Genomic DNA, 24,527 nt, shown 5'->3' with positions numbered 1-24,527 from the left:
ATAGCGCGCGTGAACGGCGTCCATGGTATCCGGTGACCGGTGTCGTTTTGCAATCAAACTGCGACTGAGCACGGCATGTATGGGCGAGACATAGGCAGGCGCGACAGTTGCCTGTGAGTTCAAGAACGATGCCCCGTGCTGTGCACCTAAGCTTAGGGTGACATAAGTAGCATGGTTGTACAACCGGTTGCACCGTTAATCCGACAAAATCGACCGTTCGGCGGACAACCGGTTGCACAGATTTTTGTACCGCCCGTAAGATAAGGACAACCGGTTGCACAAAGAAGCACTACGATGACGAAGGAGCATCACCATGGACGCCATTAACGATTGGGAAAACCAAGCGCTCACCCACAGGAACCGCCTGGCACCCCATGCGTACTTTATGGGTTATGAGGCCGCCGATCTCGCCGCTACGTACAGCCGCGAGCTGTCGCGCGGATTTGTCCAGCTGTCCGGCTCGTGGCAGTTCCGCCTTTTTGAGGGCCCCGCGGCCGTCTCCAACGAAGCACTTTGCACGTACAAGCCCGAGTGGGATCACGTGGAGGTTCCGCACCTGTGGCAGGTAGACGGCTATGGCAACCTTGCCTACACCGACGAGGGTTTTCCGTTCCCGGTGGATCAGCCGTTCGTTCCCTCCGACGACCCTACGGGCGTCTACCAGCGCATCGTCAAACTTCCCGCCGTGCCTGCCGGCGCTCGCGAGATTATTCGCTTCGACGGTATCGAGAGCTACGGCGAGCTGTATGTCAACGGCAAGTTTATCGGCATGACCAAGGGTTCGCGCCTGTCCGCCGAGTTTGACGTGACCGACGCGCTCGTCGAGGGCGACAACCTGTTTGCGGTCAAGGTTCTGCAGTACAGCGATGGTAGCTACATCGAGGACCAGGACATGTGGTGGGCATCGGGCATCTTCCGCGATGTGTACCTCATGCAGCGTCCCGCCGCGCATCTGGTCGACTTTAGGTTCCGCACGCACCGCGAGGGCGATGCCGCTCTGATCACGCTCGATACGGTTGCCGAGGGCGCAAGTCGCGTCGTGTATACGCTCAGCGATGGCCAGAATGTGGTCGCTACGGGCGAGTGCGTCGACGGCCATGCCGAGTGCAGCGTTGCCGATGCCCACTTCTGGAACCCCGAGGACCCCTTCCTCTATGACCTTACGCTTGAGGTCTACGACGGCGACGAGGTCAGCGAGTACGTTCCGCATCGCCAAGGCCTTGCCGAGGTGACGGTCGAGGGCAATCATATCTACCTCAACGGCACCTACTTTAAGATGCATGGCGTCAACCGCCACGACCACGACGATCACAAGGGCCGCGCCGTGGGTCTCGAGCGCATGCGCCGCGACCTGGAGCTCATGAAGCAGCACAACATCAACGCGGTGCGCACGTCCCACTACGCCAACGATCCGCGCTTCTACGAGCTGTGCGACGAGTACGGCATCATGCTGGTCGCCGAGACCGATATGGAGAGCCACGGCTTCGAGAATATCGGCAATATCGCCCTGGTCACCGACGACCCTGCCTGGGAGCCGGCTTACGTTGACCGTGTTGAGCGCCTGGTGATGCAGGAGCGCAACCACGCCTGCATCATTATGTGGTCGATGGGCAACGAGAGCGGCTATGGCTGCAACATCCGCGCGATGTACGCCAAGGCTCACGAGCTCGATGATCGTCCGGTCCATTATGAGGAGGACCGCAACGCCGATACCGTCGACGTTATCTCCACGATGTACTCCCGTGTTTCGCAGATGAACGACTTTGGCGAGCACCCATTCCCCAAGCCGCGCATCAACTGTGAGTACGGTCACTCCATGGGCAATGGTCCCGGAGGCCTGTCCGAGTACCAGGAGGTCTTCGATCGTTGGGATTGCATCCAGGGCCAGTTCATTTGGGAATGGTGCGACCACGGTTTGGCTGCTGTGACCGAGGACGGCGTTGCCTACGATATGTATGGTGGCGACAACGGCGATTACCCCAACAACAGCAACTTCTGCATCGATGGCATGGTGTTCCCCTGGCAGCAGCCGAGTCCGGGCCTTACCGAGTACGGCCAGGTTATCTGCCCGGTCCGCATGGCTTATGACGCCGAGGCAGGCGAGCTGACCGTCACCAACAAGCGTTGGTTCACCACCCTCGAGGATGTCTGCCTGTCGGCCGAGACCCTGGTGGACGGCGACGTGGTCTGCCGCAAGACGCTCATGCCCGGCGCGGTTGCCCCCGGCGAGTCCGTCCAGCTGCCACTGGTGATTCGCGAGGCCGCAGTGGGCGAGACCCTGCTGACCGTGCGCGCCTACACCATGGCCGCTCACGTCTGGTGCGAGCCGATGTTCCAGCTGGGCGCTAGCCAGTTTGCCATCGCAAACCATCCGGCGCCGACCATCGTGGCCCCCGCTCGTCCTGAGCTTACGGTTGAGGAGACCGAGCAGGAGATCCGCATCCACTCCCTCAACGGCGAGCTGACCTTCAGCAAAGTCAACGGTACCGTGAGCGAGTGGAAGGCATCCGGCCGCGACGTCATGGCCTCTGGTCCCCAGGTTGGTTTTTGGCATCCGCTCGTCGATAACCATGCCCAGGAGTATGACTCACTGTGGAAGGACAACTTCATCGATGTGATGCAGACGTCTACCCGCAAGGTTTCTTGGAAGCAGGATGGCAATGCGGTCGTCGTTACCGTGAGCCAGCGTATCGCTCCTCCCGTCCGCGCGTTCGGCATGCGCGTCGAGCTCGTCTACACCGTGCTTCCGAGCGGTCGAGTCGACCTCAAGGTTTCCGGCGAGCCCTACGGCGATTACTCGGATATCATCCCGCGCATCGGCATCTCCTTCGAGGTCCCCGGTTGCGATCGTGCCGTCGAGTGGTATGGCCACGGCCCGGGCGAGAACTATCCGGACTCGCTGCGCGCCAACCCGGTCGGTCATTACCGCACTACGGTCGACGACATGTTCACGCCCTACGTTATGCCTCAGGATTGTGCTAACCGCGAGGGCACCCGTTGGGTCGCCCTGCGCTCTAGCCACGGTGACGGTCTGGTCGTGACGCGTCCGAGCGACGCCGCCTCCAACCCGTTCTCGTTCTCGGCATGGCCCTATAGCTGCGAGGCTATAGATAACGCCAAGCACGTCTACGACCTTGTCAAGGGCGACACGGTTACGGTCAATATCAACGACCAGCTGCTCGGCCTTGGTTCGAACTCTTGGGGTTCCGAGGTGCTCGATTCCTACCGCACCCGTTTTGAGAGCTTCAGCTTTGAGGTGTCCCTGCGACCGCTGACGTCTGCCGATCTGGCTCAGGCGCTGGCACCCATTAAGGAGGCATAAGTCATGCATGTCTTTAACTCGCGCGCCGATTTCGACGCTCAGATGAAGTCCGTCAAGAAGTGGATGCGCACCGGTCAGGCGCTCGATGGCGTTGCCGACCTGCAGCACGACGTGGCTTACTCCATCGGCGACTCGTTGGTGTACTGGTGGGTCTATGCCCGCGAGGCCGCTACCGCCGATCTGGTCGGTCACCGTCGCTACCATGCCGTGCTCGCTCCGCTCGACGGCGACCTGACCGTCGAGGTTGCCCCCAAGGCAGACCTCACCTGCATCCGTGCTTACAGCGATATCGATGATCGCGAGCGCTTTGAGGGTGCGGGGGAGACCGTGACGATTCCCGCCGGCGGCGTTGCCGTCGTCGAAATTGACGAGGCCTACCGTGTCGTGGCCGATGCCGCGGATTCCCGCGTCGTGGTACTGCACGTGACGGTTGAAGGTTATTCCTTCCCCAACAAGTAGTATTCGTCCGTTTGGACGTTTGCTTCGCGCCGTTAAGGGGGATGGCTTTGTTGACTCCCTTTTCCCCATTCCCCTTAGCAGGTGCGCCGTCCACGATTGCGCTTGCAGTCCGGACGGTTTTAGATGAGATATAACGGATGATTGGGAGGGCTTATGAGCTCTGAAAAACGAGGAACGATTGGTTCGTTCGCTCTGCTGGGCATGACGGTCGCCGCCGTGTTCGGTATCAAGAACATCATCAACAACAACGCGGCCATCGGCTTGGCAGCTGCGCCGTCGTTCTTTTTCGCTACGCTTTTGTACTTTGTCCCCTATACCCTGGTTACCGCCGAATTCGTCGGCCTTAACAAGGACTCCGAGTCGGGCGTGTACGCCTGGGTCAAGACCTCGATGGGCGGTCGCTGGGCATTCCTGACGGCATTTAGCTACTGGTTCGTTAACCTGTTCTACTTTGCGTCCGTCCTGCCTAACGTCATCATCTACGCGAGCTACGTGTTCTTTGGTGCCAATGCCGAGCTCTCGCAGCTGTGGATCACCATTATCGAGATCGTCGTCTTTGCTATCGCCACGTGGGTTTCGACCAAGGGTGCTAAGTGGATCGGCTCCATTTCCTCCTTCGGCTCGACCGCGGCTCTCGGCCTGACTGCCGTGTTCATCTTGCTGTCCCTGGCTGCTGCCTTTGGCGGCGTCGAGTTCGCTACGGCTCCTACCCCCGCTAACATGGCTCCCGACACGAGCAACTTCGCAACTATGTGGGGCTTCTTCGGTACGCTTGCCTGGATCATCCAGGGCGTTGGCGGCGCTGAGTCTGTCGGCGTGTTCCTTAACGACCTTAAGGGTGGCGTCAAGGCCTTCGTGCGCACCGTCGTTATCGCCGGCCTGACCATCGGCCTTCTGTATGCAGGCGCTTCGCTGCTGGTCAACCTGTTCATTCCCGAGGGCGGCGTTGCCATCTCCACCGGTATCTTCGACGTATTCGGCGCTGTCTTTGCCCACTTTGGCATTCCCATGGAAGTGTCCACGCGCGTCATTGGCCTGATCCTTCTTGCCGCCACGCTGGGCTCCCTCATGATGTGGACCTCTGCTCCCATCAAGGTCTTCTTCACCGAGATCCCCAAGGGCGTCTTTGGTAGCAAGATCGTCGAGCTCAACGAGCACGGCATTCCTGCCCGCGCTGCCCGGCTGCAGTTCGCCATCGTCGTCCCCATCCTGATCATCCCGGCCCTGGGCTCCGGCAACCTAGACGACCTGCTCATGATCGTCACCAACATGACGGCTGCCACCGCTCTGCTCCCGCCGCTGCTGATTCTGCTTGCCTACTTTATGCTGCGCAAGAACTTCGACGCTGCGCCCCGCGACTTCCGTATGGGTTCGCGCACCTTCGGTCTGGTCATTGCCGCCTTCCTGCTCGTTGTCTTCTGCTTCGTGCTTATCTGCGGCACCATTCCGCTCGATCAGCCTCTGTGGCTGACGCTGGTCTACAACGTTGGCGGTGTAGTTGTCTTCCTGGGCCTTGCCGTGATGTGGTACAACCGCTACATCAACCGCCTGCGCGAGACCGATCCCGAGGCCGCCGAGAACGAGCTTCGCCCCTCCGTCCTCGACATGATGGAGTAGCGGCTAGGATTAATCTACGGCTGTGGAATAAATCGATTCCCTTTCCTAAGGAGGGGCCTTACGAGGCCCCTCCTTTTGTGTTTTGGGGCATGGTTTTGGACCCCGTGGTCAAAAAATGCCAAATATGAGTACTGTTGCAAAAGAGGTGTCATATTTTTCGGCCTGTTCTGAGCAAAAACGGGCTCAAAATCAATTTATCTAACCCCCTTTAAAGGGCGTTTGACGGCTTTCAACCTCTTCGAATCGCTCAAAGCAGGCACTTTGCTCGCGATTTTGCTGCTACTAAATCGGTGACAGTACTCATATTTGCCACTTTTTGCCCACGAGGTGTTCAGAGGAGCTCTCGACAAGCATCTAACGCTACAATAACTACCACGTGGTTGGGTTTGCCGGCCGAATGTGCGATGCCGCGGGAGGGGACATGGTCGAGTTTACAAAGACGATTAAAGATCCGTTGGGACTGCATGCCCGCCCGGTTGCGCTGCTTTACGACATCATTGCCAAGCATCGTAGCAACGTATCGGTCAGTATCGGCGATCGCCATACCGACGGCCGCGATGTAATGGGGCTCATGGCTCTCTACGGCGAGTGCGGCGAGGACATCATCTTCCGCGTTTCGGGCGTAGACGAGGCTTCCTGCGTCACATCGATCAGAAACCTCTCGCTCTAAGCATGACAGGGCGCGGCAAAGGACAGCTCTTTGCCGCGCCTTTTTGTTTCGTATAGGAAACTTTTTCGAAATCTAAATGGGGACCCTTTCCAAAAAGTTAACCACGTGCTAGTTTACTATAGCGAACATAGACGTGGTTAACTTTTGCTGCGTCGATGTTGAGGACGAACTGACGTTAGGAGCTCACTCATGTCTTGCGGACCGCAGATGCCGGCTATGCCGCTTTCGATGGTAAAAGCGGGCGAAACCGTGCGCGTGTCTCGCGTAAAGGGCAATGAGGATATGAAGCACCATCTCAAGGACCTCGGCTTTGTCGAGGGCAACGAGATCCACGTGGTGAGCTCGAGTGGCGCCAATATCATCGTCACGGTGCTGGGTGCACGCTTTGGTATCGATTCCAAGGTTGCCATGCACATCATGACCGTCGGTTAGTTCGTAGCATTTCGCAAAAAGCTGAAAGGGGGACAAGTACATGAAGACGTTGGGTGACGTCAAGGTGGGCGAGAGCTCTACCATCGTCAAGCTTCACGGTGAGGGTGCACTGCGCCGTCACCTTATGGACCTGGGGCTCATCAAGGGCACGTCGTTTAAGGTCGTAAAGGTCGCACCGCTCGGAGATCCGGTCGAGATCAACGTGCGCGGCTACGAGCTTTCCATCCGCAAGGAGGAGGCTGCCGTCGTCGAGGTCCAGTAAGGGCCAGCGGCATGTATTCTTGCAGGTAAAGTTAGGTTTTTCTAACTTAGCAATGCAACGTTGAAGCACAATATCCAGCCCGCTCGGAGATGACAGCGCGGGCACACAAGGAAGAAGGATTGAATGGCGGATTCTCAGATCCATGTCGCGCTGGCGGGTAACCCCAACTGCGGCAAGACCACGCTTTTCAACCTGATCACCGGCGCCAACGGCTACGTTGGCAACTGGCCCGGTGTCACGGTTGAGAAAAAGGAAGCCAAGCTCCTAAGCGACAAGAACGTTACCATCACGGACCTCCCCGGCATCTACTCGCTTTCCCCCTACAGCCCCGAGGAGCAGTGCTCGCGCGACTACCTCATGAGCGGCGAGCCCGATGTCGTTGTCCAGGTGGTCGATGCCACCAACCTCGAGCGCAACCTGTACCTGGCGCTTCAGGTTATCGAGACCGGCCTGCCCGTGGTCGTGGCCCTCAACATGGCCGACCTCGTGGAGAAGAACGGCGACAAGATCGACACGGACAAGCTTTCCAAGAAGCTTGGCTGCCCGGTCATGATGATCTCGGCCCTTAAAAACAAGGGTATCAAGGAGCTGTTCGAGCAGGTCAAGAAGTCTGCTGCTTCCAAGGGCCAGGTGCCGGAGCACAAGTTCGATTCCTCCATCGAGGACGTTCTGGACCACATCGAGAACAACCTGCCGGCGAGCGTTCCCGCCAACAAGCGTCGCTACTACGCTGTCAAGCTGTTTGAGCGCGACGCGGACGCCTGCAAGCTCATCAACCTCACCAAGGAGAAGGCCGCTCGCGTCGAGCAGCTGGTCGCCCAGTGCGAGCAGGATTGCGACGACGACGCCGAGTCCATCATCACCGGCGAGCGCTATGGTGTCATCGCGCACATCATCGATGAGTGCCTCACCAAGGCTCCTGCCAAGATGAGCACCTCCGAGAAGATCGACCGCGTGGTTACCAACCGTATCCTGGGCCTGCCGATCTTTGTGGTCATCATGTTCTGCGTGTACTACATCGCCGTTTCCACCCTGGGCGGCACGGTGACCGACTTCACCAACGACCAGCTCTTCGGCACCGACGGCTGGTACGTGCTCGGTCAGGGTCGTGACGCCTATGACGCAGCTGTTGAGGCTGCGGGCGACAACGCCGACTCGGTCGACCCGGCGCAGTACGGCCCCTATGTCCCGGGTATTACCACCGTGGTGCACGACGCCCTTGTGGCGGGTGGTACCGAGGACGGCGGCCTGGTTGATTCGCTGGTCTGCGACGGTATCGTCGGCGGCTTAGGCGCCATCTTCGGCTTCGTTCCGCAGATGTTCCTGCTCTTTGTGATGCTGTCCTTCCTGGAGGACTGCGGCTACATGGCCCGTGTCGCCTTCATCATGGACCGCGTGTTCCGCCGGTTTGGCCTGTCCGGTAAGTCCTTTATCCCCATGCTCGTGTCCTCGGGCTGCGGCGTCCCCGGCGTCATGGCCACCAAGACCATCGAGAACGAGAAGGACCGCCGCATGACGGTCATGACCACCACGTTCATCCCTTGCGGCGCCAAGCTGCCGATCATCGCCCTGCTCATGGGTTCCATCATTGGCGACTCTTCTACCACCGCTGCGTGGATCAGCCCGCTCTTCTACTTCTTGGGCGTCTTTGCCGTCATCGCCTCGGGCCTCATGCTCAAGAAGACCAAGCTCTTCGCCGGTCGCCCGACGCCGTTCGTTATGGAGCTTCCCGCCTACCACTTCCCGGCGATCCGCTCTTGGGCGCTGCACGTGTGGGAGCGCTGCTGGGCCTTTATCAAGAAGGCCGGCACGGTCATCTTCGCGTCCACCGTCGTCGTTTGGTTCCTCTCCAACTTTGGTAGCTACAACGGTTCCTTTGGCTTCCTGCCCGCGATGGACGGCATCCCCGAGGAGTTCATGGATTACTCCGTGCTCGCCATGCTCGGCAACCTGGTCGCTTGGATCTTCGCCCCGCTCGGCTTTAGCACCTGGCAGGCCACCGCGCTGACCGTCTCCGGCCTCGTGGCTAAGGAGAATGTCGTCGCTACCGCCGGCTCGCTGCTCTCCGTCGCCGATGCTGGCGAGACCGACCCGAGCCTGTGGACCGCGTTTGCGGGCATGTTCCCCACCATGGGTGCTTGCGTGGCCTTTGGTGCCTTCAACCTGCTGTGCGCTCCGTGCTTTGCCGCCATGGGCACTATCCGCAACCAGATGGACTCCGGCAAGTGGACCGCGATTGCCATCGGCTACGAGTGCGCCTTCGCTTGGGTGATCGGCCTGTTCATCAACCAGTTCTACAACCTGTTTGTGTTGGGCCAGTTTGGTATTTGGACGATTGTAGCCATCGTGCTGCTGGTTGCGATGCTCTTCCAGATCTTCCGTCCCATGCCCAAGCATGCATGGACCGACGAGGACGAGACCAACACTGCTTCCGCCGCAGTTTCCGCTTAAGTCCGAATAAGGATTAGCCCCTTTCCACGAGCCCGGGTGTCCCAGCGACACTCGGGCTTTTTGGTGAGGGAGATGTGGCGTTTCCGCAGATAAAACCGACCAAAATATACCTGTCCCTTTTTGGCAGGTGGAGAATGGGGTAAAGTAAGTGGTGGTTAACTAGAGGAGGCTTGCTATGGCACCTATCGATATTGTTGTACTGGCTGTTATCGGCATTGCGTTTGTCGCCGTGTGCGTGCGCATTTATCGCAAGGGCACCTGCGCCGACTGCGCTCAAGGTGGCGTTTGCACAGGACATTGCTCCAACAAAAAGACCTGCGCCGCACTTAAGGGCGTAGACAAAATCGCCGAAGACTTGGGCCGCGGTATCAAATAAGGTGAACGGGGACGTCTCTGTTTCTCCTTTTGACGAGTGCCGTGCAATCTGCGATCTGTCGGGTGCTGCGCAGTTACTGCTACGATAGGTACGTCAGTAACTGCCGCCGAGCGGCTCAATCGAAAGGAAACCTGCATGGAGTCCTCCGCCTACCCGATGCTCTTTAGCCCGATCAAGGTCGGTACGACCGAGGTCAAGAACCGCGTCTTTATGCCGCCGGTATCTACCAACCTGGCCGATCACGGCTATGTGACCGACGACTTGGTCGATCATTACCGTGCCCGCGCCAAGGGCGGCGTGGGTCTCATCATCACCGAGGTCGTGACGGTCGAGCCCACCTATACCTATCTGCCGGGCGATATGTGCTGCTACGACGACACGTTTATCCCCGGCTGGGAAAAGCTCGCCGCAGCCGTCCACGAGTATGGCTGCAAGATCATGCCGCAGCTCTTCCACCCCGCCTACATGGCCTTTAACATTCCGGGCACGCCGCGCCTGATCGCTCCGTCCTTTGTGGGCCCGTCCTATGCCCGCGAGGCGCCGCGCCCCATCACGGTCGATGAGATCCACGAGCTCACGCATCAGTTTGGTGACGCTGCTGTGCGCATGCAGAAGGCCGGTGTCGACGGCGTCGAGGTCCATGCGGCACACGCCCACGGCATGCTCGGCGGCTTTTTGACCCCGCTCTATAACAAGCGCACCGACGAGTACGGCGGCTCGCTCGACGCCCGCATGCGCTTCCTGCTCGAGGTCATCGCCGAGATTCGCGAGCGCTGCGGCAAGGACTTTATCATCGACGTCCGTATCTCGGGCGACGAGTACACCGATGGCGGCCTGACCCTCAACGACATGATCTACGTCTCGCGTCGCCTGGAGAAGGCCGGCGTCGACATGATTCATGTGTCGGGCGGCACCACCATCAAGCGCGGTTCCGCCATTCCCGCCGCCGGCACGCAGCAGGCCTCGCACGCCGCCTGCTCGCGCGAGATCAAAAAGCACGTCAACATTCCCGTTGCCACGGTCGGCCGCATTAACGAGGCATGGATCGCCGAGGAGCTGATCGAGGACGGCGCTGCCGACATTTGCATGATGGGCCGCGCCAATCTGTGCGATGCCGAATTCTGCAACAAGGCTGCTGCCGGCAACGCCGACGACATCCGCCCCTGCATCGGTTGCCTGCGCTGCCTGAACGGTATCATGTTTGGCAAGCGCATCTCCTGCACCGTCAACCCGGACGTGGAGCGTGACGAGGCTGGCTACGAGCCTGCCGCCGAGGCAAAGAACGTGCTCGTTGTGGGTGCCGGTCCCGCGGGCATGGAGGCAGCCTATATTGCCGCCAAGCGCGGCCATAACGTGGTGCTCGTGGATAAGCAGGACGAGCCGGGCGGCGAGATGCGCATTGCGGCCGTTCCGCCGGCAAAGCAGGAGCTCACGCGCGTGATCAAGTATCAGTACCGTCGCCTGGCCGAGGCCGGCGTCACGTGCGTCTTCGGTACCGAGCTTTCGGCCGAGGACATCCAGCGCGACTACGCGGGCTACGAGGTTGTCCTGGCTTATGGCGCCGAACCCATCGCCCCGGCCTTTATGCAGGGATTTAAGCAGGTCATGACGGCTGACGACCTGCTGGGTGGCAAGGCTTTCCCGGGCAAGAAGATTGTCATCGTGGGCGGCGGCACCGTCGGTTGCGAGACGGCCGATTACCTGGCCCCGTTGGTCAACGATCTGTCGCCGGCAAACCGCGACATCACCGTTATCGAGATGACCAAGACGCTCGCCGCCAACGAGGGTGGTGCCGGTCGCGCGGTGCTCATCACGCGCATGCTCTCCAAGGGCGTCCATGTGCTAACCGAGGCCAAGGTGACCGAGATCACCGAGGATGCCATCAGCTACGAGAAGGATGGCGAGGCCCACACCATCGCCGATGCCGATACGCTGGTGCTCGCCATGGGCTATCGTCCCAATACCAAGTTGGCCGACGACCTTGCCGCTGCCGGTGTTGCCACCCACGTGCTGGGCGATGCCAACAAGTGCGGCAACATCCGCGATGCCATCGGCGATGGCTACAAGGTTGCCTGCGAGCTCTAGTCAACTCCTTGTTGCGTGGGGGCAGGTTACTTTGCACCAACTTGGTGCATGTAAATCTGGCCCCATTGCACCATTGCGGCTTCATGGAGTAGCGCCCGTACGCATCGAATTTCTCCTCTCATAGATGTGCGGCACAAAGAGCCCCGAGTTCATACGAGCTCGGGGCTCTTTTCGTTTGGATTGCAGGCGTATTGACAGACGAAAACAGTCTGTGTCCGGTATTGAGCCATACGAAAGCGAAATTATGCGTCTTAATTCCGTACGCAAATAAAGACGAAAACCGTTTGCGTCTTTGATAAATCAGTATGCAAACGGTTTTCGTCTTATAATACGGTTATGAATGGTACGAAACGAGAGGGTTGTGCATATGGTTGTTAGAGAGAACCCTACAGTCGAATACAAGGAAAGCGTTACGCCGACGTTTCTTAAAACGGTGAGCGCCTATGCAAACTACGGGACGGGCAAGATTGAGTTTGGCGTTGATGACGAGGGCGTGGCTGTCGGCCTTGCAGATCCGGTCGCAGAGTGTCTCCGCATCGAGAACATGATTAATGACAGCTTGGATCCCGCTCCCCGTTACACGCTCGAGCGCGATGAGAAACACGGGACCGTAATCCTTACGGTTTATGAGGGCCAGGACAAACCCTATCGAAGCAAGGGAAAGGCCTACAGGCGAAACGATTCGGCAACGGTGGAGGTCGACCGGTTTGAGTATGGCAGGCTGACGCTCGAAGGCAGCAACGTAACGTTCGACGCGCTCACGTCGGCTCGCCAGGACTTGAGTTTTCACACGCTCGAGCATAAGTGTGTTGAACATCTCGGCATTTCCGAGCTAACGCCGGATATTATGCGCACGCTTCGCTTGCTCGGCAAAGATGGCTATACCAACGCTGCGGCGATTTTGGCGGATAAGAATGATTCTCCGGGCATCGACTGCGTCCGTTTTGGCGATACCGAGGATGTGATCTTGGACCGTGAGACGACGACAAATGTATCCGCAATTGAGCAGGTGGACAGGGCGGTGGCTATGTTTGCACGCTACTACCGTTTTGAGCGTATCGAAGGGATGGAGCGCGTCCAAACCGATCGAATTTCTCTTGAGGCATTCCGCGAAGCTGTTGCAAACGCTTTGGTGCATCGGACGTGGGACGTTCGAGCGAATGTTCAAATTGCCTTGTACGACGATCGTGTTGTTGTGACTTCGCCCGGATCACTGCCCGCCGGTTTGACGACGGAACAATACCTGTATGGGCAGATATCCGTGCTCAGAAACCCAATTGTCGCCGAGGTCTTTTTAAAGCTGGATTACATCGAGAAATTTGGCACGGGAATCGCGCGCATTAGACGTGCCTATCGCGATTCGATCAATCAACCAATTTTTGATGTTCGCGGCGGCATGGTGGCCGTCACATTGCCCGCTACCGATGCCTTTGAAGGGTCCGAGGAAGAGATCCAGGTTCTCAATGCCTTGTCGGGCGGGCGAATTATGTCGCGAAGCGAGATTGAAAAACAGACGGGGCTGAGCCGCATGCGGACGTTGGCGGCACTCGAATCTCTGCTTGAACGGAATGCAATCGTAAGGCAGGGAACCGGGCGGGCCACGAAATACGAGCGCTCATAGTCCAAAAGAGCCATGGTACAAGACGGACCCCAAGCCAGCGTTGGCTTGGGGTCCGTTATATCCCGGATGGTAACGGGCCGATTATTGTCAAGTTATAGCAAAGTATAGCGACGTACAGCAAAGTATAGTGAAATATAGCAAGCCGTATAGCGCGCCTTGACTATCAACCCTTGATTATCACCGTCCGTATTTCACAGCAACTTATAACAGGCTCGGGGTGCCAATTTGGGGTGCGGTAGTACTGCGTCACGAAAAGGGCCTATCTACTACGTTTAAGCCGCAGGGGTCAACCATAGTCGGCTTTTTCGAAAATCGACAAGCTGTCTACCTGCGGTTTTGTTTTCACGGTTTTCGGTATGGCCGAGGCTATCCGTGTTAACGTAGTAGATGGGCCACTTTTGTGGCAAGGGGGCCGATCTGCGGGCCAGGGTAGCTAAAAGAGCCCCGTCCCAAAAAGACTGATTGGGAGCTGGGGCGTGTCGATGCGATAGTATTACGTGGTGGAATTCGACAAACCGTGGGCTTCATCCGAGGGCTTTATGGAACAACACCAGCATTATCAGAGCCTGCAAGATCAGGCATACAACGCACTGCGCTCCAAGATTATCTATGCCGAGCTCAAGCCCGGCACGCGCCTTTCGGCGATTGGTCTGGAAAAGGAGACGGGGATCGGGCGCACGCCAATTCGCGAGTCCTTTGTGCGCCTGCGCGAGCAAGAGCTGGTGGAAACGCGTCCCAAGAGCGGCACCTACGTCTCTAAGATCAGCATGGAACACGCCGAGAATGCCTGTTTCTTGCGCGAGAAACTCGAAAGAAGCGTACTCATTAAATGTTGTCCGGCTGCCACGTCCGAGCAAAAGCATCGGCTCGAGCAGATTCTTGCCGAGTCCGAGTCGCTCGACCATAGCGAGACGCGTCGCTTTTTCGACTTGGATAACCTGTTTCATGAGACGTGTTTTGAGATTGCCGGTCGTCACATGCTGTGGGATTGGATGAAGAGCGTCAACACGCATTTTGAGCGATACAACTGGTTGCGTATGGTGTCGCAGGATCTGGATTGGGAGCCGATTCGTCGACAACATCGTCGGATTCTCGAGGCCATTAAGAGGGGCGATACCGACACGGCGAGCTACCTGGCAGAGACGCACTTGCACCTGATGCCCGAGGAGCAGGGCCCGGTTATCGCCTTGCATCCCGACTATTTCGAGCTGTCCAAAGACTCGTCTATCTAGCCCATCACCGCATCTGCTCGAGACGCAAAAACGATCCTGCTCACCTACAACGTTTTGCAAGCGAGATTTTTAAAAAAATGCCTAAAATGGCTCAGACTGCTGACAATTGGGAAACGGGGTGCGCTATGGCGCAGATGAGGATTAAGGACATTGCTGCCGAGGCGGGCGTGAGCCCGGCCACGGTCTCGCGCTATCTCAACAACCGCCCCGGGCAGATGACCGAGGAAACCCGTGCTCGCATCGCGGCAGTTATCGAGCGCACCGGCTATCGTCCACGTGCCGCCGCGCGCAATCTGCGCAGCTCGCGTACCAACCTCATCGGCGTGATCTTGGCCGACATTGCTAACCCGTTCTCCAGCGCCATGCTCGAAGGGCTTTCCGCCAGCGCCGCCGCGCGCGGCTGCTCGCTCATGACGGCCATTAGCGGCAACGACCCCGCCAAGGAGGCAGAGTCGCTCACCAGACTTATCGATGCCGGCGTGGACGGCCTGGTCGTCAATACCTGCGGAGGCAACGACAAGGCGATCGCCGAGGCTGCGGGACGCCTGCCCGTCGTGCTGCTCGACCGCGATGTTGCCGACGGTGGTGTCGATCTGGTGACCTCCAACAACCGTGAGCTGGTCGCCGGCCTGGTAGACGCCTTGGCCTCTGCTGGCAGCGAGCGCCTGTGCCTGCTCACCGAGGCAAGCGATGACAGCCCCGTGCGTCGCGAGCGCGCCGAGGCGTTTGCCGACGAGCTCTCGCGCCGCGGCCTGGCCGGCGAGGTCGTCACCTTGGCGGACGGTGGTGTCGAGGGTGTCAGTCGCCTGGACGAGACCATCCGCGGCTATGCGGGTAAAAAGCTCGGCCTCATTGCCGTCAACGGCTTGGTTTTCCTGCGCCTGACCGAGGCGCTGGCCCAGCTGGGGCCCTCGTTGCCCGCGGGTCTCAAGATTGCAACGTTTGACGACTATCCCTGGAACCACGTCCTCTTTGGCGGTGTGACCACGGCCGCGCAGGACACTCTTACCATTGCCGAGCGCGTAGTCGAGCGCCTGTCCGAGCGTATCGATGTCGTTACCACTACGGTGGGCGATGCCGCAAAGCTCGCCCCCAAGCGCATCGAGATCCCCGGCCACATCGAACACCGCGCTTCGACCTCGCGCTAGCCGCTCGTTCGCAACGGCCTGCTCAAGCACGTTTTTTGAGCGCTTGATACGCTTTAACCCTGCGGAAACATTTTTCTGCGATAGTATCTGCGATATAGACCAGTCGAAACCCGCCCGAAAGAAAGGGGAGCGACATGAACCAGCAGAACATCGATTACGTACTCCGCTCCGTAGAGCAGCGTGACATCCGCTTTGTGCGCCTGTGGTTTGTCGACATTCTCGGCCGCCTCAAGAACTTTGCCATTAGCCCCGAGGACCTCGAGGTCGCTTTTGAGGAGGGTATTGGCTTTGACGGCTCCGCCATCGAGGGTTTTGCCACGCCCGAGGAGGCCGACATGCTGGCGTTCCCAGACGCTTCGACCTTCCAGATCCTGCCGTGGCGCCCGAGCCACAACGGCGTCGCCCGCGTGTTCTGCGACGTGTGCACTCCCGATCGCAAGCCATTTGCCGGCGACCCGCGCGATGCCCTGCGCCGCATGTTCCGCAAGGCCGAGAAGGCTGGCTATCTGCTCAACGTGGGTGCCGAGCTGGAGTATTACTACTTCCCCGACGAGCACACCCCCGAGCCGCTCGACAACGTGGGCTACTTCGATCTTTCGGTGAGCGATGCCGCCCGCGACCTGCGTCGCAACACGGTTCTCACGCTCGAGAAGATGTCCGTGCCCGTGGAGTACACCTTCCACGCCGCCGGCCGCTCACAGCATGGCATGAGCCTGCGTCACGCCGAGGCCCTGAGCATGTCCGACGCCATCACTACGGCCAAACTCATCATTAAGCAGCAGGCCTACGAGAGCGGTTGCCACGCCTCCTTTATGCCCAAGCCGTTGGCGGGCGAGGATGGCAGTGCTATGTTCCTGTGCCAGTCGCTGTTCGACCATGACGGCAACAACGTCTTTTGGGGCGAGGACGACGAGAAGTACCATCTCTCCGACGTCGCCAAGCACTACATGGCAGGTATTCTGGCGCACGCGCGCGAAATCAGCGCCATCACCAACCCCACGGTCAACTCGTACAAGCGCATCACAACGGGTGGCGACTCCGTGCCGCAGTACGCCACGTGGGGCCTGCGCAACCGCGCGAGTATGGTCCGCATCCCGGTCTACAAGCCCGGCAAGCCGCTGTCCACGCGCATCGAGCTGCGCAGTCCCGACCCCATGGCCAACCCGTACCTGGTCAACGCCGTCACGCTGGCGGCTGGTCTGGACGGCATCGAGCGCAAGCTGGAACTCCCGCCCGAGGCCACGGCCGAGACGCTCAAGCTTACCGACCGTCAGATGGTCGAGGCCGGCTACGCGCCGCTGCCGCGCTCGCTCAAAGAGGCGCTCGACGTGTTTGAGGACTCGCAGTTTATGAAGGATGCCCTCGGCGAGCACATCCACAGCTTCTTCCTCAAAAAGAAGCGCGACGAGTGGCATAAGTTTGAGTCTACGATCACCGAGTGGGAGATCAAGCACTACCTGGCGAACTCCTAATCGCGCTGGCTTGTTCCAGTACGATTGAGCTCATTTCTTTGGAGGCCGATATGTCCGAAAAGAGTGCCCTGTTCATGGCGCGCACGACGCGCTTCCACGAGTTTGCCCGCAGCTTGACGACTACCCTGGGTGTCGAGGTGAGCCTGGCAACCCCCGATTCGCCAACTGCGGCGCACGACTTTGACCTGCTGATTCTCGATTCAGATGGCATCCGCAGCGACCGCATCGATCAGATTGCCAAGTGGCTTGACGATCGCGGCGGCGTCCCCATGCTGGTGATCGTCGACGACGAGGCGCTCGGTACCTTGCGCCTGCCCAATCACGCGCATGCCGACTTTGTATGCCCCACGGCGACACCCAACGAGCTCAAGGCTCGCGCGCAGCGCCTGATGGGCGAGGAGGAGACCGTCACCGCCGACGATGTACTCAACATCGATAACCTCGAGATCAACTTAGCTACCTACCAGGTGACACTCGATAACGAGCCCATCGACCTGACGCTGATGGAGTACTCACTGCTGAGCTTTTTGGCGACGCACCCCAACCGCGCCTACAGCCGCGAGGTGCTGCTGCACCGCGTGTGGGGCTTTGAGTACTGCGGCGGCACGCGCACCGTCGACGTGCACATTCGACGCATCCGCTCCAAGGTGGGCCCGCAGATCGCGGCGCACATCACCACCGTCCGCGGCGTGGGCTATCTGTTTAAGGACTAGATTTCCACTACAAAGGGGACAGGCACCTTTGTGGTGGCTTTGACGCAGGTGCGGGTTCCTCTCGAATCTGCAACAGAACTTAAGCCTTCCTAAAAGATTGCGTTCTCATACACTTGTGCCCGCATATTGGGGTACAACTCAACGTGAACAACGATGGCCCGCCACGTGTTTGGCGGGCCTTTGGTTATTTGACGAAAGGATCGCAGCCATGAGCGAGAACGATTCCCAGCGTCCCCAGGATGCGGGCAACGCCGGCGAGACCCAGCAGCAGCCGCGTGTGCAGGTGGAGTCGACGCCTGCCGACAGCAACATTCCCTACGTGCAGGCATACGACACGCAGACCGGCAAGCCGCTGGGCAGCCAGCAGGTTGTAAACAAGCACACAGTGGTCAAGACCAAGACCAAAAAGCTGCCGATCTTTATTACGGCGCTTGCCGGCTGCGCCTGCGGCGCCCTGCTGGTCATCGCACTCATTATGAGTGGCACGCTCGATATCGGCGGTGGCAAGAATGCCGTGACGGCGGGCGCTTCGGGTTCGTCGACGCAAAAGATTACGATTGATTCCGAGGACACCACGCTGGCCGAGGCCGTTTCTGCCAAGGCCCTGCCCTCTGTGGTCTCCATTACCGCTACTTCGAGCGGTAGCCAGAATGGCTCACTTTCGCAGTCTGCTGACGATTCGAATAACTCGGGCAGCGTCGGCTCGGGCGTAGTACTCGATACCGAGGGCCACATTCTCACCAACAACCACGTGGTCGATGGCTACGATCAGTACGTGGTGACCATGGATGACGGCACTACGTACGAGGCCGAGTTCGTGGGCAACGATGCCTCGAGCGACCTGGCCGTCATCAAGCTCAAGGACGCCGATGCTTCCAAGCTCACCCCGATCGAGATCGGCGACTCCTCCAAGCTCAACGTGGGCGAGTGGGTCATGGCGATCGGTTCGCCGTTTGGCAATGAGCAGTCTGTCTCCACGGGCATTGTGTCGGCGCTGTATCGCTCCACGGCCATGAGCTCTACCAGCGGTAACACCATCTATGCCAACATGATCCAGACCGATGCCGCCATCAACCCGGGCAACTCCGGTGGCGCGCTCGTTAACGACAATGGTGAGCTGGTGGGCATCAACTCGCTCATCGAGAGCTACTCGGGCTCCAGCTCGGGCGTGGGCTTTGCTATTCCCGTTAACTACGCCAAGAACATTGCCGACCAGATCATCGACGGCAAGACGCCGGTGCATCCGTACATGGGCGCCACGCTTTCGAGCGTCAATGCGCTTAACGCCCGCACCAACAAGCTGAGCACCGATAGCGGCGCGTACGTGGCGAGCGTCGTCGAGGACGGTCCCGCCGCCAAGGCTGGCATCCAGGAGGGCGACGTCATCACCAAGCTGGGCGACGATGAGATTTCGAGCGCCGATGGTCTGATCATCGCGCTGCGCAGCCACGAGGTGGGCGAGAAGGTCGAGATCACGCTCATGCGCGGCAAGGAAGAGAAGAAGGTCACGGTCGAGCTGGGCTCCGACGAGGAGCTGCAGAACCAGCAGCAGAATGACAGCGCGACCGACACCGGCAACGGTGGTATTACCGATGAACAGCTGCGCCAGTACCTGGAGGAGCTGCTGGGCCAGCAGGGCCAGGGCCAGGGTCAAGGCTACGGCCAGGGTTACTAACGAGCCGTATCGCACATACCGATGCCAGAGGGGCTGTTCCGCCAACGCGGGACAACCCCTCTTTTCGTAGTGATCCATTGGGGATGGAGGAAAACGGATCATTTAGAACTGGCAAGGGCATGGTTTGATCGCGCGATCCACCCCAGTCTGGCGGCTGCCGATTCGGTGCGGTTCGAAAGGGTTATTCGGCGCCATGGTGACCGGTGGTACTCTAGTATCCGTTTGAAATCGAGCGAAGGAGTGCCGCTATGGAGCAATCGAGCCTGTTTGGTGACGGCGTGGACATCGATACCGAAACGCCCGCGGGCGCGGATGCCGCTGCACCGGCCGACGCCCATGCCCAGGCCGCCGCGCGCGCGGCCGAGCTGCGCCACGAGCTCGATTACCACGCGTACCGCTACTACATGCTCGATGCGCCCGAGATCACGGACGCCGCCTTCGACAAAATGCTCGTTGAGCTGCAGGAAATCGAGGCGACCTATCCCGATTTGGTGACGCCCGACAGCTATACCCAGCGCGTGGGCGGATACGTGAGCGAGCAGTTTACGCCGGTCACGCACATGGCCCGCATGTATTCCATGGACGATGCCATGGACCTGGACGAACTTGACGCGTGGCTCCAGCGCACCGAGGATGCGCTCGGCGCCGGTAGCGTCACCTATACCTGCGAGCTCAAGATTGACGGCTTGGGCGTCGCGCTTACCTACCAAAACGGCACCTTCGTACGCGCCGCCACGCGCGGCGATGGCACCACGGGCGAGGACGTGTCGCTCAACGTCCGTACCATCAAGGACGTGCCCATGCACCTGTCCGAGCCGGCGCTCGCCCACATGGGCGCCGATCGCGAGCGTACCATCGAAGTGCGTGGTGAGGTCTACATGCCCAAGGGCAGCTTTGTCCGTCTAAACGAAGAGGCCGATGCCGAGGGCCGCGACCCCTTTGCCAACCCGCGTAACGCTGCTGCAGGATCCCTGCGCCAAAAGGACCCCAAGGTCACGGCGCGCCGCGACCTGGCCACCTTTATCTATGCCATCGCCGATACCGATCCGCTGCACGTCCACAGCCAGCGCGAGTTTCTCGACTGGCTGCGTAGCGCCGGCTTCAGCGTCAACCCCAACGTGGCTCGTTGCGCCACGCCGTCCGAGGTCCACGAGTTCTGTGCCCAGGCGCTCGAGCACCGCGGCGACCTGGATTACGACATCGACGGCGTGGTCGTAAAGGTCGACAGCTTCCAGCAGCAGCTCGACCTGGGCTTTACCGCTCGTGCACCGCGCTGGGCCATCGCCTTTAAGTTCCCGCCCGAGGAAAAGCAGACCGTCCTGCGCGAAATTCGCATCCAGGTGGGCCGCACCGGTGTGCTCACGCCGGTCGCCGAGTTCGACCCGGTGACGGTCGCCGGCTCCACCATCGCGCGCGCCACGCTGCACAACATCGATGAGATCCGCCGCAAAAACGTGCGCGAGGGCGACACCATCATCGTGCACAAGGCGGGTGACGTGATTCCCGAGGTCGTGGGGCCGGTGCTCGACAAGCGCCCGGCCGATTCGGTCGACTGGCACATGCCCGAGGTCTGCCCCGTGTGCGGTAGCCCCGTGGTCCACGAGGACGGCGAGGTGGCATACCGCTGCGTGTCCATCGACTGCCCCGCGCAGCTCAAGGAGCGCCTGCTCCACTGGGTGAGCCGCGGCTGTATGGACGTCGATGGCCTAGGCGACGAGATCGTCGACAAGATGATCGCCGCCGGGCTGATTCACGACGTCGCGGACTTCTACCAGCTCACGGTGGACGACATCGCCGGACTGGACACGGGCCGCACCTATGCCAGCTCCAACAGCAAAAAGGGCGTCAAGAAGGGCGACCCCATCCCGGTGGGACTCAAGACGGCCGAGAAAATCATCGCCGAGCTCAACAAGTCCAAGAGCCAGCCACTCGGTCGCGTGCTGTTTGCCCTGGGTATCCGCCACGTGGGCAAGAGTGTGGGCGAGGTCATCGCCGAGCGATTTCTGTCGATCGACAAGCTCATCTTGGCGAGCGAAGAGGACATCGCCGAGTGCGAGGGCATCGGTCCCAAGATTGCGGCGAGCGTCAAGCAGTTCCTGGCCGTGCCCGAAAACCTTGCCGTGCTGGAGCGCCTGCGCCAGGCGGGCCTGTCGCTCGAGGTCGACTTGGGCGCCGCGCATGCACAAGCCGCAGCCGACGCGGGCGTGGCGGGCGAGCTCGCCGATGCACAACCGCTCGCGGGTCTGACCTTCGTGCTCACCGGCACGCTCGTCAACCGCACCCGCGACGAGGCGGGCGCGGCGCTCAAGGTGCTCGGCGCCAAGGTTTCGGGCAGTGTTTCAAAGAAGACGAGCTATCTGATCGCCGGCCCCAAAGCAGGCTCCAAGCTCACCAAAGCCGAGCAGCTGGGTGTGCCCGTACTGGACGAGGATGCGCTCGAGCGGATCTTGGCTACTGGCGAGGTGCCCCGGGCTTAGCGCATCGATAACCAAAGTGAAGATCCGCCCGGAAGCACGATGCCTTCCGGGCGGTTCTTACTTTGCTGGGGCAACCGGCACCGTGATCTGCGTTACGTAGGTTGCCGGGTCGTCGCTGATGATGTCATCGATAAGGGCGATCTCGCGCGAAGGCCCGGTGGGCGCCAGGTTGTGCTCGCGCATATAGCCGAGCAGCTGCTTATAGCGCGGGGCTGCTTGCCCGTGCGTGCCGCGGAAGCTTATGGTCAGGCAGCGCGCGGCAGGTCGCGTCTCAACGTCGCCCAAGTAATCATCGGTGTCATCGAGCAGCAGGAAGACCTCGTCGTAGCCATCAAAGTCGCCGGCGGCGAGGCGTTCGGGCGCGATGCCCACACCCAGATTGCCCAGATAGGCAAAGGTTTCGTGCTGCCCCTGCTGAAGCTGGCGGATATGCCATCCCAGCGAATAGGCGTCGGTGGGATTGACGCGCTCGTGCAGCGTGGCGCAGCGAAGTTCGGGTTCCTCGATTTCGCTAATGGTGTCGAGATCAGCATTCAAAGCGCCATGAAGCAAGGCAAGCCGCTGGTCAATCTTGCGCGACATGCGCTCCAACTCACGCCGCCTGTGCTCAATTAACTCCTGTTGCTTGGTCAGTTGCCGTTGTATCAAATCCATATCGCGCGTAGTGACAAACTCGCGAATCTGCGCCAGCGGCAAGTCGAGAACGCGCAGGTTGCCGATGGTGTTGAGGGTGGAGAGCTGCCGCGATCCGTAGTAGCGGTACCCACTTGCCGGATCGACATATGCCGGCTCCAACAGCCCCATCTGCTCGTAATGACGCAGTGTGCCCACGCTTAAATTGAGCAGGCGCGCCACCTCGCCAATGCGGAGCAGGCCCTCGGTGTGTTCACTTGGCATGTCGGTCACAGGACCACTCCTTTCGGTAAAAACAGGGGAGAGGCGCTAGGCCCGCGTCGCCCCGCTACGCCACCAGCTTGTCAAAAGCCCCGCGCCGGTTGAGCACGGTAAATGCAATCACGCAGATGCCCGCCGACAGAATCGACCCGCACGGCGAGGCGATGCCCATGGGGAACAGCGTGTCGGAATAGGCGTTCGACAGCAGCCATGCGCCGGGCACGCGAATGAGCACCACGGCCAGCACGTTGTGCGCAAAGCCAATGTAGCTCTTGCCATACGCAGCGAAAAAGCCGCTAAAGCAAATGTGGATGCCGGCAAAGATCGCGTCGAAAATATAGCTGCGCATATAGCCGGTACCGGCGGCGACTACTGCAGCGTCCTTGGCAAAAAAGCCGATAAACGCCGGCGCCACCAGCCACATCAGCACCGTGATCAGGCAGCCGTACACCACCGAGATGGTCATGGCGTCCTTGAGTACCTGACGCGCGCGATCGCCCTTGCCCGCGCCGGCATTTTGCGCCGTGAGCGCGCTGACGGTAGCGCCCATGGAACTCGGCACAATGAACAAAAAGCTGATCATCTTTTCGACCAGGCCCACGGCGGCGGCGTCGACCAGACCGCGGTGGTTGGCGATGACGGTGATGAACATAAACGCCACCTGGATGCAGCCGTCCTGCACGGCCACGGGCACGCCGATCTTAAGAATGCTACCGAGCACCTCGGGCTGGGGGCGCAGGTCGCTGCGCTTAACGTGGATGTTCGTGCGGCGGCTCTTGAGCCACACGAGCGCGAGGGCAACGCTGGCCGTCTGCGCGGTCACCGTGCCGAGCGCCGCGCCCACGGGGCCGAGCCCCATGTGGCCGATAAACAGAAAATCGAGCGCGATGTTGATGATGCATGCCACGCCAATTACGTACATGGGCGAGCGCGAATCGCCCAGCCCGCGAAAGATGGCCGAAAGAATGTTGTACGCGGCGATAAAGGGAATGCCGATAAAGCAGATACGCAGGTAGGCGGCAGTGCCTTCGACGGCTTCGGCGGGAGTGCCAATGAGCGCCACGATCTGCGGGCAAAGCGCGAGCAGGACAGCGGCCAGTACCACCGAGACACCCATAAAGAGCGTGATGGTATTGCCGATGGCGGTCTCGGCGCGGTCAAACCGGCGCGAGCCCACGGCGTGGCCGACGATAACCGTCGTTCCCATGGCCAGGCCCACGAGCGTCACGGTAATGATATAGAGCGTCTGCGCGCCATTGCCTACGGCGGTGATGCCGGCGGCGCCGCTGAACTGCCCCATCATGTACAGGTCGGCCATGCCGTAGAGCATCTGCAAAAAGTACGAGAGCATATAAGGCAGGGCAAAGACCGCGATGGTCTTGAGGACATTGCCGCGTGTGAGGTCGTGTTCCATGGGCGGGGCACTTTCTGGCTTGGGTCGTTTACGTACCAGTGTAGTGAAAACCCTACAACGATTGTAGAGTCAAGGTTTGTGTCGGCAGTGGGGCGAAAAAGTCACGCTCGCGTTCATTTCTAATTGAATACGGACGTGCGCCCTGTGAGCATGGCGCCTGCACTAGCCTTGCAGAAATCGATTTCGCATCACTTGACACCGCCGCAC

The 24,527-nt window shown here is 60.0% G+C and carries 18 protein-coding genes; 16 read left to right on the top strand and 2 right to left on the bottom strand.

Going from position 1 to position 24,527, the window contains the following annotated elements; genetic code table 11:
- The first annotated feature begins 313 nt into the window (after window positions 1-313).
- The 16 genes from DW892_RS02405 to ligA all read left to right on the top strand — a co-directional run bounded on the left by DW892_RS02405 (window position 314) and on the right by ligA (window position 22,012).
- Window positions 314-3,322, top strand: coding sequence for a glycoside hydrolase family 2 TIM barrel-domain containing protein (locus DW892_RS02405; RefSeq protein WP_117765416.1), 3,009 nt, complete (start codon window positions 314-316; stop codon window positions 3,320-3,322).
- A gap of 3 nt (window positions 3,323-3,325) precedes the next feature.
- Window positions 3,326-3,781: a hypothetical protein gene (locus DW892_RS02400; protein ID WP_117765414.1), complete on the top strand. Its 456-nt coding sequence runs from the start codon at window positions 3,326-3,328 to the stop codon at window positions 3,779-3,781.
- Between the two features lie 153 nt (window positions 3,782-3,934).
- Complete coding sequence (locus DW892_RS02395; RefSeq protein ID WP_117765412.1) at window positions 3,935-5,398, top strand: amino acid permease; 1,464 nt, start codon at window positions 3,935-3,937, stop codon at window positions 5,396-5,398.
- Between the two features lie 421 nt (window positions 5,399-5,819).
- A complete protein-coding gene (locus DW892_RS02390) occupies window positions 5,820-6,068 on the top strand; it encodes an HPr family phosphocarrier protein (RefSeq protein WP_158559602.1) in 249 nt (82 codons plus the stop codon).
- Between the two features lie 189 nt (window positions 6,069-6,257).
- Entirely contained in the window at window positions 6,258-6,500 is a 243-nt protein-coding gene (locus DW892_RS02385) for a FeoA family protein (RefSeq protein WP_022094360.1), read from the top strand.
- A gap of 40 nt (window positions 6,501-6,540) precedes the next feature.
- Window positions 6,541-6,762, top strand: a complete 222-nt coding sequence (locus DW892_RS02380) for a FeoA family protein (protein ID WP_006234774.1) — start codon at window positions 6,541-6,543, stop codon at window positions 6,760-6,762.
- Window positions 6,763-6,885: 123 nt separating this feature from the next.
- Complete coding sequence (locus DW892_RS02375; RefSeq protein ID WP_117765410.1) at window positions 6,886-9,213, top strand: ferrous iron transporter B; 2,328 nt, start codon at window positions 6,886-6,888, stop codon at window positions 9,211-9,213.
- A 175-nt stretch (window positions 9,214-9,388) separates the two neighbouring features.
- A complete protein-coding gene (locus DW892_RS02370; RefSeq protein WP_035136858.1) occupies window positions 9,389-9,589 on the top strand; it encodes a hypothetical protein in 201 nt (66 codons plus the stop codon).
- A gap of 135 nt (window positions 9,590-9,724) precedes the next feature.
- Window positions 9,725-11,674, top strand: coding sequence for an NAD(P)/FAD-dependent oxidoreductase (locus DW892_RS02365; protein WP_117765408.1), 1,950 nt, complete (start codon window positions 9,725-9,727; stop codon window positions 11,672-11,674).
- Window positions 11,675-12,041: 367 nt separating this feature from the next.
- Window positions 12,042-13,295 carry an ATP-binding protein gene (locus tag DW892_RS02360; protein ID WP_158550928.1) on the top strand — a complete coding sequence of 418 codons (1,254 nt, stop codon included), beginning with the start codon at window positions 12,042-12,044 and terminating at the stop codon, window positions 13,293-13,295.
- Window positions 13,296-13,834: 539 nt separating this feature from the next.
- Entirely contained in the window at window positions 13,835-14,527 is a 693-nt protein-coding gene (locus DW892_RS02355; protein WP_117634203.1) for a GntR family transcriptional regulator, read from the top strand.
- A gap of 125 nt (window positions 14,528-14,652) precedes the next feature.
- Window positions 14,653-15,675 (top strand): LacI family DNA-binding transcriptional regulator, encoded by a 1,023-nt coding sequence (locus tag DW892_RS02350; RefSeq protein WP_158567007.1) that lies wholly within the window; start codon window positions 14,653-14,655, stop codon window positions 15,673-15,675.
- Between the two features lie 134 nt (window positions 15,676-15,809).
- Window positions 15,810-17,147: a glutamine synthetase family protein gene (locus tag DW892_RS02345; protein ID WP_117765404.1), complete on the top strand. Its 1,338-nt coding sequence runs from the start codon at window positions 15,810-15,812 to the stop codon at window positions 17,145-17,147.
- 50 nt (window positions 17,148-17,197) lie between these two features.
- Window positions 17,198-17,860: a response regulator transcription factor gene (locus tag DW892_RS02340; protein WP_006234733.1), complete on the top strand. Its 663-nt coding sequence runs from the start codon at window positions 17,198-17,200 to the stop codon at window positions 17,858-17,860.
- Between the two features lie 208 nt (window positions 17,861-18,068).
- Window positions 18,069-19,535, top strand: coding sequence for a S1C family serine protease (locus DW892_RS02335; RefSeq protein WP_117765402.1), 1,467 nt, complete (start codon window positions 18,069-18,071; stop codon window positions 19,533-19,535).
- Window positions 19,536-19,783: 248 nt separating this feature from the next.
- Complete coding sequence (ligA, locus tag DW892_RS02330) at window positions 19,784-22,012, top strand: NAD-dependent DNA ligase LigA (RefSeq protein ID WP_117765400.1); 2,229 nt, start codon at window positions 19,784-19,786, stop codon at window positions 22,010-22,012.
- Between the two features lie 57 nt (window positions 22,013-22,069).
- Here the strand turns inward: ligA and DW892_RS02325 are convergent, their stop codons facing one another.
- Window positions 22,070-22,909: a MerR family transcriptional regulator gene (locus DW892_RS02325; protein WP_070097163.1), complete on the bottom strand. Its 840-nt coding sequence runs from the start codon at window positions 22,907-22,909 to the stop codon at window positions 22,070-22,072.
- 64 nt (window positions 22,910-22,973) lie between these two features.
- The gene (locus DW892_RS02320; RefSeq protein ID WP_055252511.1) at window positions 22,974-24,320 is read right to left on the bottom strand and encodes an MATE family efflux transporter; all 1,347 of its coding nucleotides are present in this window, start codon (window positions 24,318-24,320) and stop codon (window positions 22,974-22,976) included.
- Window positions 24,321-24,527 lie beyond the last annotated feature (207 nt).

It is taken from the genome of Collinsella sp. AM40-7AC, from assembly GCF_003468125.1.
Lineage (GTDB): Bacteria > Actinomycetota > Coriobacteriia > Coriobacteriales > Coriobacteriaceae > Collinsella > Collinsella aerofaciens_O.
Note: the sequence above shows the minus strand (reverse complement) of the source record. Positions and strands in the feature narration are given on the sequence as shown.